Below are 16,145 nucleotides of genomic sequence, written 5' to 3'. Positions count from 1 at the left end.
ACCAACCCACTCACGTGTTGTCACCACGCCGTCACGATGAGACGGACAGCGAATACGTTGCGCGTCAGATCTCCCGCAGCGCCCGCCGACTCCGCCACGCCCACCTGGGCAATCCTGTCCACCGCTCCCTGCGCCGCCACCCGGCGGTTGAAGCGGTACTCCACCCCTGCACCGACTGCGTACCCCTGGGAGACCAGGGGGGTGCTGCCAAACGTCGTCCAGTCCCGCGAGGGCGCTCGCCCGTTGCGGAAGAAGCTGGCCGCGCCGAACGCCGAGAACTGGTGGTCGAACCTGCGCGCCAGCATCAGCGTCGCGTAGTCCGCCCACAGCGCCGTGGCGAAGCCGCTGGCGCCCACCAGGTCGTGCCCCACGGCGACGCCCAAATCGAACAGCTCACCCTCGCGCGCCAGCTCCAGATTCACGCGAGGCACCCATCCGCCCTCCTGACCATCCGGGGCCAGGTAGCGCACCGGACCACCGCGCATGATGAGCGTGGTGGGCCGCGTCAGGCGGTAGCGCAGCGTGGCCGCCGCGCCATGCGCCTGGGACAGCGTGTTGTCGTAATAGAAGCCCTGGTAGCGGTACTCCATCCCCAGGGTCAGCCTGCGCGTGGTGCGGTACATCACCTCCAGCGACGGCGTGTGGGCATAGCCCGGCTCCTGACCGTTCTCGAGGATGCGCACCACTTCCATTCCGTAGCCCACGCGCACGTCCACCCGCTCCGACGCCCGGGCCGTGAGCCCCAGCCGGGCCTGCGTGAAGAACGTGGGCGAGGTGGAGCGGGCCAGACCGTCGCGAGGCAGCGAGGTGGGGTCCGTGACGCGGAAGACGCGCACGTTCGTGTCCACCCGGAGCCGCCGCGACAAGAGGTGTCGCAGCTCCAGCCCCCCTCGGTGGTCCAGCGTCACCTTGCCGGAGCCGTGCCGCATCAGCACGTCCGCGGCGTAGTAGCTGTTGAGGTTGAGCCGCTCGTCCTTGCCTTCCACTCCCAAGCGCGGCGACAGCTTCGTCATCAGCTGGCCGCCCGTGGCGCCCGCGCCCAGGCGCAGGTCGTCGTCGTAGCGTTCCTCGGCGGAGATGCGCAGCCGAGGCTCCCACACGGTCGCCGCCGAAACGGCCGGCGCGGTGAGCATGAGGCCTGTCAGCAGCCACTTCTTCCAGGTGCCCTTCACCGTCGTCCTCCCTCGCCTACGCCACCCACCGTCCATGGACTCTTCACCCAGCCTCAGTCGCTGCTTCACGGCACGACGATGGTGTCACCGGGCCGCAGGATGACGTCCTGGCCACCGTCGGGAGAGATGAGGTCGCTGTAGCGCACCGGAATCTGCCCGCCGTTGCCGTCGCTGCGAATCACCACGATGCCGTCGGAGTTGGCGAAGTCGGTGAAGCCGCCCGCCAGGGCGATGGCCTGGATGAGCGACACGCGACCGCGCAGCGGATAGGCGCCGGGGTGCGTGACTTCGCCGGTGACGAACACGCGGCTGCTGTTGACCTCGCGGACAATCACCGTCACGCGCGGCTCCTGCACATACGGCTGAAAGCTCGTCTTGAGTGCCTCGGCCAGCTCCGTCGGCGTCTTGCCCGCCGCCAGCACCTCGCCCACCATCGGCATGGAGATGTAGCCGTCAGGACGAACCGGCAGCGTGCGAGACAGCTCCGCGTCGCGCCACACCGCCACGTCCAGCACGTCCTCCCGTCCAATGCGGTAGGGCTGCTCGGAGTTATCCACCTTCACCGCCGGCTGGTGCGCACACCCGCCCAGGAGCATCACCCCCAACACCGTCCAGAACCCCGCGCTCGTCTTGCCCATCGTCCTCTCCCTCGTCGCTGCGGATGTCTTTCGGGCGCCCACACTCGCGGGGCCCGTTCACGTCCTACTCGGCGCGGTTGCCATAGCAGCGGGTGTGCCATCCAACCCTGGGAGGGAAAACCCATGGTTCTCCGTGGGTTACGAAATGCCCAGCGGATCAACCTCGCCCGCTCCGGGAAGAATTACTGGCATCGGCCGGGGGGGTGGACTGGTGTTTTCGACAGTCTCCCGCCCGTTGATGGAAGACATTTTCCCACTGCGGGGCGCCTGACTTCCCTTTCCGCACGGGGTGTGCGCGGCACGCGAATTGAAGATTGTTGAGGGAGAGGAGTTTTGGTTCCACAACGGGCCCAGGCCCGGCAGACAGGGAGCGAGCGGATGAGGAAGGCAGCGGGGGCGGTGGCGGCGGCGTTCGCGATGGGAACCGGAGTGATGACGTGGATGGGCGTCGCCTTCGCGACCCAGACGGAAGCGGCGGCGCTGGGGGTGATGGGGCTGGCCCTCTACGCGAGCAGCGCGCTGTTGAGCGGCAAGACGGCTGAGGAAGCGACGCGGGGCATGGCGAACCAGACCTGACGCTTCGACTCGAGATGTCAGTAGAAGGCCCGATGCCCGCGAGGACATCGGGCCTTTTGTCTTCTGGACGTCAACCCTGGCGGGAGGACGGCTTCAAGGAATGGCGCGCACCACGCCGCCATCCACGCGCAGCGCGGAGCCGTTGATGCCCGACGCCTGCGGGCTGCACACGAAGGCCACCAGCGAGGCGACCTCGTCCACGCGCGCGAAGCGCTGGAGCAAGGACGACGGCCGGGCGCTCTTGAAGAACTCGCGCTCCACCGTGGCCACGTCCACGCCCTGCTGCTTCGACAGGCTCTTGAGGAACTCCTCCACGCCCTCCGAGCGCGTGGGGCCGGGGAGGATGGAGTTCGAGGTGATGTTCGTCCCCGACAGCCCCTCCGCGATTCCGCGCGCCACGGCGATCTGCGCCGTCTTGGTGACGCCGTAGTGCACCATCTCCACCGGAATCTGCACGCCCGACTCACTGGAGATGAAGACGATGCGGCCCCAGTTCTTCTCGCGCATGCCCTTGAGGTAGTGCCGGGACAGCCGCACGCCGCTCATGACGTTGACGTCGAAGGTCTTCAGCCAGTCCTCGTCGGAGATGGCCTCGAAGGGCTTGGGCTCGAAGACGCCCAGGTTGTTGACCAGGATGTCCACGTGGGGAACGGCCTTGACCATCTGGGCCGCGCCTTCGCTCGTCCCCAGGTCCCCCGGGATTCCGCGCAGCTTCGCGTCGGGGAGCTTGCGGCGGACCTCCGCGAGCGCCGCGTCCACGCGCTCCTTCGTGCGTCCGTTGACGATGACCTCGGCGCCCTCGCGGGCCAGGGCCTCGACGATGGCCAGGCCGATGCCCGCCGTGGAGCCGCTCACCAGCGCAACCTTGTTCTTCAAATCCAGGTCCATCCGTTCCCTCTCGAAATAGGCGTTTCTTGGTAACGCAGTCCGGGCGCTTCCGCACGATTCTCCGGTGCCCCACCCCACCCCGTCGTGCTCTATGGTGCGCCGCCATGGCGACCCCCCAGTACTGGCTCATCAAGAGCGAGCCTTCGGTCTACGCGTACGCGCAGCTCGAAAAGGACCAGCAGACGGAGTGGACGGGCATCCGCAGCTTCGAGGCGCGCAACAACCTGCGGGCCATGAAGCCCGGCGACCTCTGCCTCTACTACCACTCCAATGAAGACAAGGCCGTGGTGGGCGTGGCGAAGGTCCTCACCTCGGCGACGCCCGACTCCACGGCTCCCGAAGAGGACTGGGCCTCCGTGAAGGTGGCGGCAGTGACTCCCTTCAAGCAGGCGGTGGACCTGGCCACCGTGAAGGCCACCGCCACGCTGAAGGACTTCCCGCTCGTCACCCGAAGCCGGCTCAGCGTGGCGCCTGTCACCGCCGCGCACTTCAAGCTCATCCTGAAGATGGGGAAGACGGCGCTGCCGAGGTAGCCGTGGCCGCGGGAGGCCGCAGCAGCGTCACCTGCGGCCCCGTGAAGGTGTGGCGTTGGACGAGCGCCCAGTAGAGCCCCAGCAGCACCAGCGCGCCGGCGAAGGTGTAGCCGGCGAGCTGGTTGGGCGGCAGGACGAAGAGCACCATCACCACCGCGCTCCACGCCAGCGCCACGCCGTTGACCCATGGAGATGCGCGGCCCAAGTCCCAGGGCCCCCGGTGGGACCACGTCCCGGCGCGGCGGGCGCGCAAGCCCACCCAGACGGGCAAGGCATAGGACGCATAGAGCGCCAGGGTGCTCAGGGCCACCATGGCCGCGTACGCCTCCGCCCACAGCGCGACGACGCCCGAGCCCGCCACGGACACCCAGACCGCCACGGCGGGGCTCCGGAAGCGCGGCGACACCCGGGCCAGCCACTTCGACGCGGGCAGTCCGTTGTCCCGGGCGAAGGCGAACAGCATGCGCGAGTTGGACGTCACCGAGGACAGGCCGCAGAACCACATGGCGCCGATGGCCACCCACACCAGCGCGCCGCCGAGCGCGGGGCCCAGGGCCTGCGTCAGCACATACAGGAACGGATTGGCAGCGGCGGCCGTCGTCGGCAGGTCTTGAATGGCCAGCGTCACCGCGCCCAGGAGCAGGTAGCCCGCAACGGCGCTGACGGCCACGGACAGGAAGATGCCCCAGGGTGCGTTGCGCGTGGGGTCCCTCGTCTCCTCGGAGATGTGCGCGCTGGCGTCGTAGCCGGTGAAGGTCCACTGCGCCTGCAACAAGCCGATGAGGAAGCCATAGGCATACCAGGGCGTCTCCGAGCTGAAGCGCGTGAGCAGGAAGCTTGCGTCCTGCTTCGGAGCCAGCAGCGCGAGCGCGCCGATGAGCACCGCCACGCCCGCCACGTGGTACCAAGCGGAGAAGTCATTGAGCCACGCGACGACGCGCACGCCCACGTGGTTGAGCACCGCGTGGGACAGGAGGATGGCCGCGTACAGGGGCAGCACCGACATGCGCTCGCGGGGCCAGCCGAGCATGTCCGCGAGGAACTCGGCCAGGCCGTAGTCGATGCCGGCGGTGATGGCGAACTGGCCCAGGGTGTTGAGCCACGCGGTGAAGAAGCCCACCCGGGGGCCGCCGAGCATCGCGGCCCAGTGGTAGAGCGCGCCCGCGGTGGGGAAGGACGACGCGAGCTGCGCGAGGCTCGCCGCCACCGCCAATGTCATCACAGCGACGAGCGGCCAGCCCACGCCCATGACCAGCGGGCCGCCGAAGCGCAGCCCGTGGCCGTAGAGCGTCACCGCTCCGGTGAGGATGGAGATGATGGAGAAGGAGACGGCGAAGTTGGAGAAGCCGCCCATGCCACGCAAGAGCTGCTGCGCGTAGCCCAGTCGTTGAAGCTGGGCGGCATCCTCCTCCAGCTGACGCTCATGGTCCGGCGGGTTGGCCATGGCGCCCAGGATACGCGGGCCCATCCGCGACACCTTGGAGGGGCAAGTCGAATGGGCCCGCGTCTGTCCGGAACGCTACGGCTTGCGCGGCGGAGGCGGCGGAGCAGGCGTCCCGGGCCCATCGTCTCCCGGAGGACCCTTGCGAATCTCGATGCGCTTCTGGATGCGCACCGAGCCCATCTCCGCCTCCAGCTTGCGCCACAGCTCGGGGCCCAGCAGCTTCTTGATGCGGACCATCAACCCCAGGCGGTTGCGGCGCACCGCCGTCTCCGCGCGGCCCACCTCCTCCACCTGCTTGAGCACGGCGTTCTCGTCGGTGGAGTCCGCGCTCAGCAGCCGCTCGAGCTGGATCTGCGCCCGCTTCAGGTCCGCCTCCAGCGGGATGATGGCCTCGTTGGCGTCGAACGTCAGCTCCTGCACCTGCTTCGCCAGCTCGCGCGGCACGCCGAGCTTCTCCACCAGGTGCGGGGGGATGCCGTGGGCGGCGGCGGGGAACTGTCCGGGAGGGAGCGCGTCTCCTCCAGGCCCGACGCGAATCATGGTGGCACCGGGAGGCGCGCGGTGGAGGACGAAGTCATCCTCCGGCTGGGCCAGGGCGGACGTGGACGACAGCAGCAGCGGGGCCAGCGCGGCCGTGAGCAGCGCGGTGACGCGTGTCTTCTTCATGGCAACGACTCCTGTGAATCGAATGAGAGGACCGCCGTTCGGAACGGCGGGTTTTCCAGCGCGCGGGAATCGGGGGGACGCAGCCAGGCGGCCATCGTCCCGAAGGGTTTGTAGGTGTCGTCGCGGGCCACCACGTCGCGGCGCGAGTAGCCGCGCACCTCCGTGACGAGCCACGACAGCGAGCCCCGCTCTTCGCGAACGAGCCGGGCCACGGAGCCCAGGTCGACGTCGTCCGCTCCCTCGGCGCGCCGCAGGCCCAGCTCGGGATGCGGCGCGGTGTCGGGCTCGAACACCTCGGCGTGCTCTTCCTGGAACTCCTGGGGCGCGGGCGACGGAGCGCCGGGGCCCGACAGCCACGTCAGCAAGCCGACACAGCAGGAGGCGACGGCGCCCGCGACGACGCGGCGACGCACCTTGCGACGGCGCACCTCGCGCAGCACGGCCTCGCGAGGAACCAGGGCCAGGGGCGGAGGCTGGGGCAGGCGCAGCCCGGACGCCGAGGCATGTCCCTGGGCCAGCGCGCGACAGTCCTCACAGCCTTCCAGGTGGGCCCGAGTCTCCGGAGTCCACGGCGGCGAGGACTCCAGGAGGACGGTGGCCACGTCGTGGCACCTCATGGCGTGTCTCCTTCCAGGGCCTGCTCGGCCTTGAGCTTCTTGAGCGCGCGATACAGGTGGATGCGGACGGTGCCGCGTCCGATGCCCATGGCCTCCGCGATGGAATCCAACTCCAGACCCTCCAGGTAGCGCAGCGTGAAGGCCGTGGACTGCTTCGCGGGGAGCGCCCGCACCGCCTGGCCCAGGGCGCGCCACTTCTCCGCGCCGACGAACTGTTCTTCTGGGGAGAGCGCCAGCGGCGTGCCCCAGTCCAGCGCCTCGCGCAGCACGTTCCACACGCGCCGCCGTCTGAGGTGGCCCATGGCGCGGGACACCAGGATGCGCCGCAGCCACGCGGGGCCCGCCTTCGCGTCCTTCAGCGAATGGCGCTTCTCGTAGGCATCAGCCAGGGCGGCCTGCACCAGGTCCCTTGCCTCCTCCCCGTCCCACACCAACCGTCGCGCCAGCCGCAGCAGCACGGCCTGCTCCGCCTCCAGGAGCGCGTCGAAATCCCACGCGGCCACGGCGGGCGCGGGATTTCCAGACTCCTCCAGGATGGCGGTACCCTTCACGATGCAAAGGCCTCCTCGACGGATTCCACTGAATGAGGACGCACGAGGTCGGAAACCGGCATACTCGAATTCGTGAGCTCATCAGAAATCCGCCGGATTCCAGCCGCGGAGACGCGCGGGCTGCGCCGCGCCGTGCTTCGCCCCCACCAGCCTCCCGAGGCCGTCGTCTATCCAGGGGATGACGACAAGGACACCCTCCACCTGGGCCTGTATGCGGAAGGCCGCCTGCTCGGAGTGGCCTCCCTGTACCGGGAGCCGCCACCTTACGCGCTGAAGGCCATCACCGCGTGGCGCCTGCGGGGCATGGCCGTGGAGCAGGGACGACAGGGCCAGGGCCTGGGCGCGGCCCTGCTGAAGGCCTGCATGGAGCACGCCGTGACACAGAGGGGCACGCAGCTGTGGTGCAACGCGCGGTCGACGGCCTCGGGCTTCTACCGCTCGCTGGGCTTCGTCCAGCACGGGGAGCCGTTCGAGCTGCCGGGAATCGGCGCGCATCACCTCATGTCCCGGGAGCTCGCGGAGAGCGCGCGATGACGTCGCCGTTGGACCTGGACGCGCTGCGGACCGCCATCGAGAACATCGACGAGGAGATCCTCGACGCGCTCCGCCGCCGCATGGACCTGGCGGATGACGTGGCCCGCTCCAAGCTGGCCACGGCCGCGCCGTTCAGGGACCAACGCCGCGAGGACCTCCTCCTGCGCCGCATCCGCACCCGCGCGGCCGAGCACGGCCTGGACCCGCATGAAGTGGAGCGCTTCTGGCGGCTGGTCATCGACATGTCCGTCGCGCGGCAGCAGGCGCTCGTCACGCGCCTGGACACGACGCCGCTGCGCGTGGGCTATCCGGGCGTGGAGGGCTCCTACAGCCACCTGGCCGCGCGCCACCGCTACACGGGCCGCGCCGGGGGCGTGCTGCTCACCGGGTTCGACCACTCGCGAGAGCTGGTGGAGGCGCTGCGTCGCGGGGAGATGGACCTGGCGCTGCTGCCGATTGAAAACACCACCGCCGGCAGCATGAACGAGACGTACGACTTGCTCGCCGAGGGCGGCGTGGTCATCACCGCGGAGCTGGTGAGCCAGGTGGACCACCGGCTCCTGGGCCTGCCGGGCGCGAAGCTGGAGGCGCTGCGCGAGGTGATTTCGCATCCGCAGGCCCTGACCCAGTGCGAGGCCTTCCTGCGCGAGAAGCTGCCGTGGGCGCGCGCGGTGCCGGACGCCGACACGGGCGGCGCGGCGCAGAAGGTGCGCGAGCGCAATGACGTCACCGTCGCCGCCATCGCCAGCGAGACGGCCGCGCAGCGCTTCGGCCTGGAGGTGCTCGCGCGAGGGCTGCAGCCGGAGTTCGACTACACGCGCTTCGTGGAGGTGGGCCGCGAGCCCACGCCGCTGGCCCCGGGCGTGCCGTGCAAGACGTCCCTGCTGATGGTGCTGGAGCACAAGCCCGGCACGCTCGGGGAGATGCTCCAGCGCCTCACCCTGCGCGGCGTCAACCTGAGCAAGCTGGAGTCGCGCCCCATTCCGGGCAGCCCCTGGCAGTACCGCTTCTACGTGGACGTGGAGGGCCACGCCGCCTCCGCTCCGCTGACGGCCGCGCTGGAGGACATCCGTCCGCTGACGTCGTTCCTGCGCGTGCTGGGCACCTACGGCCGCGCCGAGGGGAGCCATGGCTGAGCCGTCGTCCCAGCGGCGCCGCGTCGCGTTCCAGGGAGAACACGGCGCCTACGGCGAGGAGGCGCTGCGCGCGCTCTACGGCCCGGCGGTGGAGGCCGTCCCCTACCCCACCTTCCGCGCCGTCTTCGAGGCGGTGGCCGAGGGCCGCGCCGACGCGGGCGTGCTCCCCGTGGAGAGCTCGCTGGGTGGACCCGTGACGGAGAACGTGGACCTGCTCCTGGAGCATGACCTGGAGGTCTCCAGCGAGCTGTCGCTGCGCATCCACCACTGCCTCGTGGCGCCGCCGGGCCTCGCGCTGGAGGACGTGGAGCGGGCCCTGTCACATCCCCAGGCGCTGGCGCAGTGCGCGGGCTATCTGCGGCGGCGTGGAATCCAACCGGTGGCGGAGGCCAACACGGCCATCGCCGCGCGCAAGGTCGCCGAAGAGGCCCCGCCGCGCACGGCCGCCATCGCCAGCCGCGTCTCCGCGGAGCTGTATGGGCTGACCGTCCTGGAGGAAGGCGTGGAGGACTCGCCGGACAACCACACGCGCTTCATCACCGTGGGCACCGCGCCGCCGCGCGCGTGGAGGCGGCGCAAGACGGCGCTGGCCTTCACCGTCCAGAACGAGCCCGGCGCGCTGTACCGCGTGCTGGGGGCCTTCTCCGGACGGGGGCTGGAGGTGTCGCGCCTGGAGTCCCGCCCCCAGCGCCGCGCGTGGGAGTACGTGTGGTGCCTGGACGTGGACGGCGCGCTGGAGGACCCGCGGGTGCGCGAGGCGGTGGAGGCCGCCCAGGCGGCCTGCATCACCCTGCGAGTCCTCGGCAGCTACGGCGTGGCCTGAAGCGGCTACGCCGGCGTGGGCTGGCTGCCGTCGCCGTTCTTCACGACGGACAGGTACGCCTCGCGGACAATCTGCGTGTAGCGCTGGAGCGACGCCAGCTGCTCCAGCCGCAGCGCCTGCGGGCCGTCGCACAGCGCCGCTTCCGGGTGCGGGTGGAAGTCCACCAGCACCATGGACGCGCCCGCGATGAGGCCCTGGCCAATGGAGTGGAAGATGTCCGGCAGGCCGTCCGGCGGCGCGTCCGCGCGGCCAATGGCATGTGACGGGTCCACGCACACGGGCATGCGGGTGAGCCGGCGCACCACCGGCACGTGGGCGAAGTCCACCATGTTGCGGTGCGGGTCGCCCAGGTGCGTCTTCACGCCGCGAAGGCAGAAGACAATCTTCGGGTTGCCCTCGCTCGCGATGTACTCGCACGCGTTGAGGGACTCCTCCAGCGTGATTCCCATGCCGCGCTTGAAGAGCACGGGGAAGACGCGCTGCTGGCCAATGGACTTGAGCAGCTCGAAGTTCTGCGCGTTGCGCGTGCCCACCTGGAGCATGACGCCCGTGGCGTTGCCGGAGCGCTCCAGCGCGTCGCGAATCTCGTCGATGTGCCGGGGGTGCGTCACCTCCATGGCCACCACTTTGATGCCGTGCTTGCCCGCGGACTCGAACACCCACGGGAGGCACGCGGCGCCCAGGCCCTGGAACTCGTACGGGTTGGTGCGCGGCTTGTACGCCCCCATGCGCGTGGTGCGGATGTCGCAGCGCGCGAGCGCCGCCATCATCGACTCCACGTTCTCCTTCGTGTCCACCGCGCACAGGCCGGCGAACAACTGCACGCTCTTCTCGTCGAACGTCACGCCGTTGTAGTCGAAGCCCGTCGACGCCCGCTGGCCCTTGTGCCGGCCGATGACGCGGTACTTCTGCGACACGCGCACCACCTGCCGCACGCCCGGAATCTGCTCGAAGACCTCCGTCGGCACCTGCGCCGTGGGGCCCAGCAGGTAGACCTCCGTCACGGTGTACTCAGCACCCGCCATGACGTGGGGACGGGGCGTCACGCCCTTGTACTGGGAGGCGACTTGGAGGACGGCGGACACCACGGACTCGGGGGAGTCCGGCTCGAGCATGACAATCATCTTCTGGGTTCTCCGGGCGGTGTTGTCGGACTAATCTTGAATTATAGCGCGAAACGTCCGCGCGGAGGGGTAACAGCGGGAACGCGGCGATGCGTCCGCGAGGCGCGATATCCTCGCGAAGGCGTACGAGTGGCCACGTCGGAGGGCGCGTCCCCCCGTCCCGCCGTCTGCTCAGCCCGCCACGGGGCGCAGCCGCAGGGCGAGCTGGGCGTAGTGGTCTCTCTGGGCGGTGTCGCCCAGGTGCTCCCAGACGTCTGCCAGGGCCTTGGCGGCCTCGACGTAGGCGGGGGACAGCTCCAGCGCCAGCTCGAAGGTGTGGCGGGCCTGCCGGTAGCGGGCCTTGTCGGGGCGGCGAGGGCCTCGGGTGAGCAGCGCGTTGCCCCGCTCGTAGACTTCGATGGCGGAGGCCTCGCGGTAGCCGGGGTCCGCGTTGAGCTGGACGGCGCGCTCCATCAACTCCGCGGCGGCCTCGGGCTCGCCCAGCTCCAGCTGACAGAGGGCGGCGTCGCGATGCGGGTCCGCGGCGGACGGGTCCACCTGGATGGCGCGCTCGAAGCAGCGCAGGGCCTCTTCGGTGCGGCCCAGCAGGGCGAGCGAGGAGCCCCGGGCGGTGAGGGCCGGGAAGTGCTTCGGGTCCACGGCGAGGACCTTGTCGAAGGCGGAGATCGCGGCTTCATGTTGGCCGGTCATCGAGAGCTTGGCGCCCTCGTTGAATGCCGCGAACAGCAACTTGGACATCGTGCCCCCAGGGCAAGGGTTGCCCGGCCATGCCAACGGCCGTTCGGCCAGCCTCTCACCGGGAAGCACCCGGTGGAAAGGCGTTCTGGGGTTCTACGAGTTCGTCCGGCTGATGGGAGCCATCCGCTCCACTCCGGGCGGCCCGTCAGAGGCGCAGGCCCACCTGGACACCGGGCCAGAACAGGATGTCCCGGTCGGTCGTCTTGGAGAACCGGCTCAGCGCGGTGACGGGTTCACCGTCCGTGGTGTGCATGACGTTGAAGGTAGGACCCGCGATGATGGCGAAGCGGGAGGCGAGCTGGAAGCCGGCCATCAACCGGGCCTGGTGCAAGAGTCGGTTGTCCTCGAACGAGCCGCCCCACTCGTGGATGCTGTTCGTCACCACGTCCACGTCGAAGAAGAGTCGCTCGGTCAGCGGCACATGCCCGCCGATGCCCACGCCCATCGTCCAGTGGCTTGGGCCGCGCGAGTCCGTCACGGAACCTACGCCTGCGACGAGCGTGGTGTACAGGTAGCGGCTGCCGACCTTGAGCGAGAGGTTGGCGAAGTTGATGTCGCTGCCGTACGCCTCGACGTGGAACTGGCCGTTCTTCACGATGTTCAAGAGGCCCACCGGGACGCCGGACTCCATGTTCTGCGCCACGTTGATGAGACCCAGCTGCAGGCCGTTCATCTTCCCGGCGATGTTGATGAGGCCCAGCTGCATGCCCTCCACGTCACCGCCCATGTTGATGAGCGAGAGCTGCGCGCCGCGCGTGGAGTCAGCCCAGTTCATGCCCACGGCCATCTGCACGCCTGACATGTTGCCGCGCACCATGCTGAGGCCCACCGCGGCCTGGTAGCCGTCGAAGTCGCCGTCCACCCAGCTGGAGCCCACCGCCATCTGCAGACCGGACATGGACGTGCTGGACACGTTGGCGCCCACCGCGAGCTGCCCCATCGTTCCTCCCTGTCGCGCGACGTTGACGCCCACCGCGGCCTGCATGCCACCCACCCGCCCGCTGGCCCAGTTGCCGCCCACGGCGACCTGCATGCCATCCACCGCGCCGCGCACCACGTTGCCGCCGATGGCCATCTGCACGCCGCGGATGGAGGCCGAGTTCCAGTTCCCCCCCAGCGCCATCGCGAAGCCATCCAGCCGCCCCAGGCTCGCCACGCCCAGCGACACGGAGAGGGTGTTGTCCACCTGGCCGTTCGGGCCGAAGAGGTCGTTGGTCTGCAGCTTCGGAACGAGCCCCAGGTTCAGGAAGCGGTAGCGGTGCCCCGAGCCATCCATCGGCATCACCATCGGCTGCGAGCCCGCGCCCGCGAGCGGAGCGCCGCCGCGCATCGCGGTCAGCTCGCCCATCATCGGCACGAAGGCGGCATCGGCCAGCACCGTGCGCGCGCCGTCGCCCACCATCAGCACCGCCTGGGAGGAGGCGCCGCGCGACTCGCGCATCACCGTGTAGCGGCCGGGCTGCAAGCCCAGCTCCGTGGCGCGGCCCGCCAGCTTGTTCAGCTCCACGACGAGGCGCCCGGGCTCGTCGCGGACGTAGAGGCGCCCTTCGACGCCCTCGCCCACCACCAGCACGGCGGACGTGGTGCGCAGGTCCGTCATCACCAGTTCGCCCGTGCCGGCCAGCTCGATGTCATAGGCGGGGTGCTGGGCGCCTGCGCGCGTGCGCTCGGTGCGCGCGAGCGTCTCGTGGAAGGCGAACTGGTACGCCTCGTGGAGCGTGACGCGGCCGTCGCCCGTGGAGTCCGCGGCGCCGCGCAGGCCCGACACCAGGTTGTGCGTGAAGAACGAGCCGCCGATGCGGTCGGACTCCTGCGACACCTCGTCCTCGGAGGAGGACGTGAGGATGGCGTGGCCGCGCACGGCCGAGGACGTGTCGACGAGGAAGGCGGGACGGCGCACGCCGCCCTTCTGCCGCGCCAGCGTGCCGGAGGCGCACGAGTCGAGGATGGCGATGCGCACATCGGCGGGGAGCTGCTCCAGCGCCTGGCGCAGCTCGCGGTAGCCGAAGCGGTCCTTGTGCAGGAGCAGGCCCTCTTCGTCCGAGTGGCCCGAGTAGTAGATGAGCGCCTCGGTGCGCGCGCCGGGCGACTTCGCCGCGGCGACCATGGCCTTGAAGCGCGCCAGCGCCTGCTCCAGCGCCGCGCGGTCTCCCTCCAGCATCATCAGCCGGTCTTGCGGCAACACTCCGCCCAGCTCCTCCAGCACGTTGCCGAAGGAGCTCGCGTCGGTGACGGCGTAGCGGAGCCGCGCGCGGCCGGGGCCGCCATCGTTGACGCCCACCAGCAGCGCGAAGCGACGCACGGCGACGGGCGCGGGCGTGGCGGGAGCCGCCAGGGCCAGCGAGGGAAGAAGCAGGGACAGGAACAGGAGTGACCGCGGCATCACGGCACCTTCTCCAACGTGAAGGATGTCTGGGCCAGGGTACCCGGAAGCGGGAGCGGCCGGGTGCTTGCCTCGGTGGGGTGACGGGCCAGCAGGCGCGCTGCCTCCAGCACGCTGCTCACATCCAGCGGTGAATCCGCGGTGACGAGGAAGAAGCGCTCGAACTCCGGGGCGTCGTCCAGCTCATAGGAATGCGTCAAGGACACCGCGTCTCCCGACTGAAGCTTCGTGGGTCCCACCAGGGTGGTGGGGTGATGCAGCGTCACAGCGCCTCGTCCGTCCACGGAGACCACCACGCCGTGGCGGCGGCCTCCAGAGATATAGCTGAGCTGGAGCAGGTCGCCTCGCCGTGCGGGCGAGTGGTCCGACAGCAGCTCCGGCTCGCCTTCGTCCTGGCGATACACCATGAGCCGCGCATCGCCCTTGATGCCCACCGTCTCCAGCAGTTCGACACGCACGGGCATCAGCGAGGGCGGCTCCACGGCCAGCTCCTGCTGGGTGGACAGGAACAGCAGCACGAGGCACGCGGCCACCGGCATGCCCATGGACAGCCCATGCCAGCCCTGGCGCTCCGGCTGCCGCGCCGCGTGGGCTTCGATGTGCGCGGAGGTCCGCAGCCGACGGGCCACTTCCCGGGCGACTGCCTCGGGCGGGTGGCGGGCCAGCGTCTCGGCCGAGTCCGTCTCCAGCCGGGCCAGCCGCGCGAGCCCATGCGGCTCCTGCTCCAGCTTGGCGCGGGCGGCGGGGAGCGCGTCCGAGGGCAGCTCGCCCAGGGCGATTCGCTCCAGCTGCCAGTCAGGGGTGCACAGGGCCATGCTCACGAAGCCTCCAGCGCGGTCGGCACGGCCACCCAGGCCACCGACGCGTCCTCCGCTGCCTGGAACACCCGGGCGTCGTGGATCTGTCACCCGCCCGTGTCAGGTGGCGCAAACAAACCGGACGTCCAGGGCTCGACTCGAAGCGCCGTGCCAGGGTGAGACGATGTGCGCCTGGAGGCTGGCTCAGAGCGTGAGGACCATCAGCTCCTCGTCGATGTAGGCCCCGCCGATCTTCAAGGCGCGGGGCTCCACGCCATAGGTCTGGAAGCCGACGGACCGGTACAGGGTGTGGGCGGCGGCGTTGCCGGAGACGACGGCCAGGAGGAGCTGCTCGACGCCGGGGAGCTTGCGGCCCTCGGCCAGGATGGCGGAGAGCAGTCGTCGGCCGACCCCGCGAGAGCGCGCCTCCTCGGCGACGTACATGCCCCAGACGAAGGCCTTGTGCGCGGTCTTGAGCCGAGGCTCCCGCCGCACGCCCACCACGGCCACCAGTCGCGTCCCGTCGTAGGCGCCCAGCACCCGCTGCGAATCCGTCGCCTCCAGCCGCCCGCGAAACACCTCCAGCGCGAACTGGGACTCCTCTTCGAACGAGGACCCGAAGGCCTCCGGGTGCTCCGTCAGCGCCCGCAGCCGCATCGCCCGGAAGGCCTCCGCTTCGTCGGGAAACACGGGGCGGATGACGATGTCGCCCTCCCCGCTCGTGCGGCCCTCTTCCTTCAGCACCGCGGCGAAGCCCACGGTGAAGTCCGGGTAGCGAGGCAGCCAGCCCAGCTCCTTGAGCCGCGCGTTGGAGATGGCGCGGTCGCCTCGCAGGGACTCGTGCAGCGTCTCCAGCGGCACCCGTGGCGGAACAGACATGGCCAGCCGATGCGCCAGCCAGGTGACCGTCTCTTCCAGCGGAGCGGCCCGGTCATCCGCCACGCAGTACAGCGCTCCGGGGGCGCCGTGCTCCAGCGCCGCGAGGATGGCCGCGCCCAGGTCGTCCACGTGCACGCGGGAGATGCGCCCTCCCTTCTCCGGCAGGCGGAGGTTGCCGGACAGCAGTCGCGAGTGAGCGCCGCGCCCGGGGCCGTAGATGCCCGCGATGCGCAGCACCATGGCGCCGAGCGGCAGATAGCGCGACTCCGCTTCCAGCCGGGGGAGCGACGAAGGCCAGGTGACATCCACCGGCGTGTCCTCGTCCACCTCGCCGCGGGCGCTGCCATAGACGCCGGTGGAGGACAGGTAGATGAGCCGCGCGGGAGGCCGGGCCACGAGCGCGCTGGCGATGGCGCCATCGAGCCCCGCCTCGGGAGGAACGGAGACGACCACGTGCGCGCCCTGCGTCTGGAGGAGCGAATCTTCCAGCGAGGCGACGCGGGCACCCGCGCGGGTCAGCTCCTCGCGTCGGGCGGTGTCACGCGTCGACGCGAGGACTTCGCGCCCCGCCCGGGCCTGGGCCACCGCGAGACGCGTCAGCGTGTAACCAGAGCCCAGGAGGACGAGCGGTGTTGTCATGCCCCCC

The 16,145-nt window shown here is 70.3% G+C and carries 17 protein-coding genes; 5 read left to right on the top strand and 12 right to left on the bottom strand.

Going from position 1 to position 16,145, the window contains the following annotated elements:
- Positions 1-20: 20 nt before the first annotated feature.
- The gene (locus LZ199_RS29780; RefSeq protein WP_253997167.1) at positions 21-1,172 is read right to left on the bottom strand and encodes a hypothetical protein; all 1,152 of its coding nucleotides are present in this window, start codon (positions 1,170-1,172) and stop codon (positions 21-23) included.
- A gap of 65 nt (positions 1,173-1,237) precedes the next feature.
- On the bottom strand, positions 1,238-1,810 hold the full coding sequence (locus LZ199_RS29775) for a polysaccharide biosynthesis/export family protein (protein WP_253997166.1): 573 nt from the start codon (positions 1,808-1,810) through the stop codon (positions 1,238-1,240).
- A gap of 378 nt (positions 1,811-2,188) precedes the next feature.
- On the opposite strand from LZ199_RS29775, the gene LZ199_RS29770 reads away from it, so the two are divergent.
- Complete coding sequence (locus tag LZ199_RS29770) at positions 2,189-2,386, top strand: hypothetical protein (RefSeq protein ID WP_253997165.1); 198 nt, start codon at positions 2,189-2,191, stop codon at positions 2,384-2,386.
- A gap of 93 nt (positions 2,387-2,479) precedes the next feature.
- Here the strand turns inward: LZ199_RS29770 and LZ199_RS29765 are convergent, their stop codons facing one another.
- On the bottom strand, positions 2,480-3,274 hold the full coding sequence (locus LZ199_RS29765) for an SDR family NAD(P)-dependent oxidoreductase (protein ID WP_253997164.1): 795 nt from the start codon (positions 3,272-3,274) through the stop codon (positions 2,480-2,482).
- A 104-nt stretch (positions 3,275-3,378) separates the two neighbouring features.
- Here LZ199_RS29765 and LZ199_RS29760 point away from each other — a divergent pair, with 104 nt between their 5' ends.
- On the top strand, positions 3,379-3,807 hold the full coding sequence (locus LZ199_RS29760; RefSeq protein WP_253997163.1) for an EVE domain-containing protein: 429 nt from the start codon (positions 3,379-3,381) through the stop codon (positions 3,805-3,807).
- Here LZ199_RS29760 and LZ199_RS29755 read toward each other — a convergent pair.
- Genes LZ199_RS29755 through LZ199_RS29740 form a run of 4 tightly spaced genes read right to left on the bottom strand, consistent with a single transcriptional unit; the run spans position 3,770 to position 7,085 of the window.
- On the bottom strand, positions 3,770-5,275 hold the full coding sequence (locus LZ199_RS29755; RefSeq protein WP_253997162.1) for an amino acid permease: 1,506 nt from the start codon (positions 5,273-5,275) through the stop codon (positions 3,770-3,772). The genes LZ199_RS29760 and LZ199_RS29755 overlap by 38 nt on opposite strands.
- 51 nt (positions 5,276-5,326) lie before the next feature.
- Positions 5,327-5,917, bottom strand: coding sequence for a periplasmic heavy metal sensor (locus tag LZ199_RS29750; RefSeq protein ID WP_253997161.1), 591 nt, complete (start codon positions 5,915-5,917; stop codon positions 5,327-5,329).
- Entirely contained in the window at positions 5,914-6,534 is a 621-nt protein-coding gene (locus LZ199_RS29745) for a hypothetical protein (protein ID WP_253997160.1), read from the bottom strand. Before LZ199_RS29745 ends, LZ199_RS29750 begins: the two co-directional genes overlap by 4 nt.
- A complete protein-coding gene (locus tag LZ199_RS29740; protein ID WP_253997159.1) occupies positions 6,531-7,085 on the bottom strand; it encodes an RNA polymerase sigma factor in 555 nt (184 codons plus the stop codon). Before LZ199_RS29740 ends, LZ199_RS29745 begins: the two co-directional genes overlap by 4 nt.
- A gap of 72 nt (positions 7,086-7,157) precedes the next feature.
- On the opposite strand from LZ199_RS29740, the gene LZ199_RS29735 reads away from it, so the two are divergent.
- Genes LZ199_RS29735 through pheA form a run of 3 tightly spaced genes read left to right on the top strand, consistent with a single transcriptional unit; the run spans position 7,158 to position 9,578 of the window.
- Positions 7,158-7,619: a GNAT family N-acetyltransferase gene (locus LZ199_RS29735; RefSeq protein ID WP_253997158.1), complete on the top strand. Its 462-nt coding sequence runs from the start codon at positions 7,158-7,160 to the stop codon at positions 7,617-7,619.
- Complete coding sequence (locus LZ199_RS29730) at positions 7,616-8,755, top strand: bifunctional chorismate mutase/prephenate dehydratase (protein ID WP_253997157.1); 1,140 nt, start codon at positions 7,616-7,618, stop codon at positions 8,753-8,755. The genes LZ199_RS29735 and LZ199_RS29730 overlap by 4 nt, the downstream gene beginning before the upstream one ends.
- The gene (gene pheA, locus LZ199_RS29725; protein ID WP_253997156.1) at positions 8,748-9,578 is read left to right on the top strand and encodes a prephenate dehydratase; all 831 of its coding nucleotides are present in this window, start codon (positions 8,748-8,750) and stop codon (positions 9,576-9,578) included. The genes LZ199_RS29730 and pheA overlap by 8 nt, the downstream gene beginning before the upstream one ends.
- Positions 9,579-9,583: 5 nt before the next feature.
- On the opposite strand, the gene LZ199_RS29720 is transcribed toward pheA, so the two are convergent.
- The 5 genes from LZ199_RS29720 to LZ199_RS29700 all read right to left on the bottom strand — a co-directional run bounded on the left by LZ199_RS29720 (position 9,584) and on the right by LZ199_RS29700 (position 16,138).
- Complete coding sequence (locus LZ199_RS29720) at positions 9,584-10,702, bottom strand: 3-deoxy-7-phosphoheptulonate synthase (RefSeq protein WP_253997155.1); 1,119 nt, start codon at positions 10,700-10,702, stop codon at positions 9,584-9,586.
- 171 nt (positions 10,703-10,873) lie between these two features.
- On the bottom strand, positions 10,874-11,440 hold the full coding sequence (locus LZ199_RS29715) for a tetratricopeptide repeat protein (RefSeq protein WP_253997154.1): 567 nt from the start codon (positions 11,438-11,440) through the stop codon (positions 10,874-10,876).
- Positions 11,441-11,585: 145 nt separating this feature from the next.
- A complete protein-coding gene (locus LZ199_RS29710; RefSeq protein ID WP_253997153.1) occupies positions 11,586-13,823 on the bottom strand; it encodes a caspase family protein in 2,238 nt (745 codons plus the stop codon).
- Positions 13,823-14,638 carry an ActD protein gene (locus tag LZ199_RS29705; RefSeq protein WP_253997323.1) on the bottom strand — a complete coding sequence of 272 codons (816 nt, stop codon included), beginning with the start codon at positions 14,636-14,638 and terminating at the stop codon, positions 13,823-13,825. The genes LZ199_RS29710 and LZ199_RS29705 overlap by 1 nt, the downstream gene beginning before the upstream one ends.
- A 186-nt stretch (positions 14,639-14,824) precedes the next feature.
- Entirely contained in the window at positions 14,825-16,138 is a 1,314-nt protein-coding gene (locus LZ199_RS29700) for a GNAT family N-acetyltransferase (protein ID WP_253997152.1), read from the bottom strand.
- Positions 16,139-16,145: the final 7 nt, after the last annotated feature.

Source organism: Myxococcus qinghaiensis (genome assembly GCF_024198215.1).
In the GTDB taxonomy this organism is placed as follows: Bacteria; Myxococcota; Myxococcia; order Myxococcales; family Myxococcaceae; genus Myxococcus; species Myxococcus qinghaiensis.
This window is presented reverse-complemented; position numbering and strand designations above follow the sequence as displayed.

Bases quoted from the DNA above. Each gene is read 5' to 3' on its own strand.
- LZ199_RS29775 (WP_253997166.1), bottom strand. From the start codon at position 1,810: ATGGGCAAGACGAGCGCGGGGTTCTGGACGGTGTTGGGGGTGATGCTC.
- LZ199_RS29745 (WP_253997160.1), bottom strand. From the start codon at position 6,534: ATGAGGTGCCACGACGTGGCCACCGTCCTCCTGGAGTCCTCGCCGCCG.
- LZ199_RS29715 (WP_253997154.1), bottom strand. From the start codon at position 11,440: ATGTCCAAGTTGCTGTTCGCGGCATTCAACGAGGGCGCCAAGCTCTCG.
- LZ199_RS29705 (WP_253997323.1), bottom strand. From the start codon at position 14,638: ATGGCCCTGTGCACCCCTGACTGGCAGCTGGAGCGAATCGCCCTGGGC.
- LZ199_RS29710 (WP_253997153.1), bottom strand. From the start codon at position 13,823: ATGCCGCGGTCACTCCTGTTCCTGTCCCTGCTTCTTCCCTCGCTGGCC.
- LZ199_RS29765 (WP_253997164.1), bottom strand. From the start codon at position 3,274: ATGGACCTGGATTTGAAGAACAAGGTTGCGCTGGTGAGCGGCTCCACG.
- LZ199_RS29730 (WP_253997157.1), top strand. From the start codon at position 7,616: ATGACGTCGCCGTTGGACCTGGACGCGCTGCGGACCGCCATCGAGAAC.
- pheA (WP_253997156.1), top strand. From the start codon at position 8,748: ATGGCTGAGCCGTCGTCCCAGCGGCGCCGCGTCGCGTTCCAGGGAGAA.
- LZ199_RS29750 (WP_253997161.1), bottom strand. From the start codon at position 5,917: ATGAAGAAGACACGCGTCACCGCGCTGCTCACGGCCGCGCTGGCCCCG.
- LZ199_RS29720 (WP_253997155.1), bottom strand. From the start codon at position 10,702: ATGATTGTCATGCTCGAGCCGGACTCCCCCGAGTCCGTGGTGTCCGCC.
- LZ199_RS29760 (WP_253997163.1), top strand. From the start codon at position 3,379: ATGGCGACCCCCCAGTACTGGCTCATCAAGAGCGAGCCTTCGGTCTAC.
- LZ199_RS29770 (WP_253997165.1), top strand. From the start codon at position 2,189: ATGAGGAAGGCAGCGGGGGCGGTGGCGGCGGCGTTCGCGATGGGAACC.
- LZ199_RS29700 (WP_253997152.1), bottom strand. From the start codon at position 16,138: ATGACAACACCGCTCGTCCTCCTGGGCTCTGGTTACACGCTGACGCGT.
- LZ199_RS29755 (WP_253997162.1), bottom strand. From the start codon at position 5,275: ATGGGCCCGCGTATCCTGGGCGCCATGGCCAACCCGCCGGACCATGAG.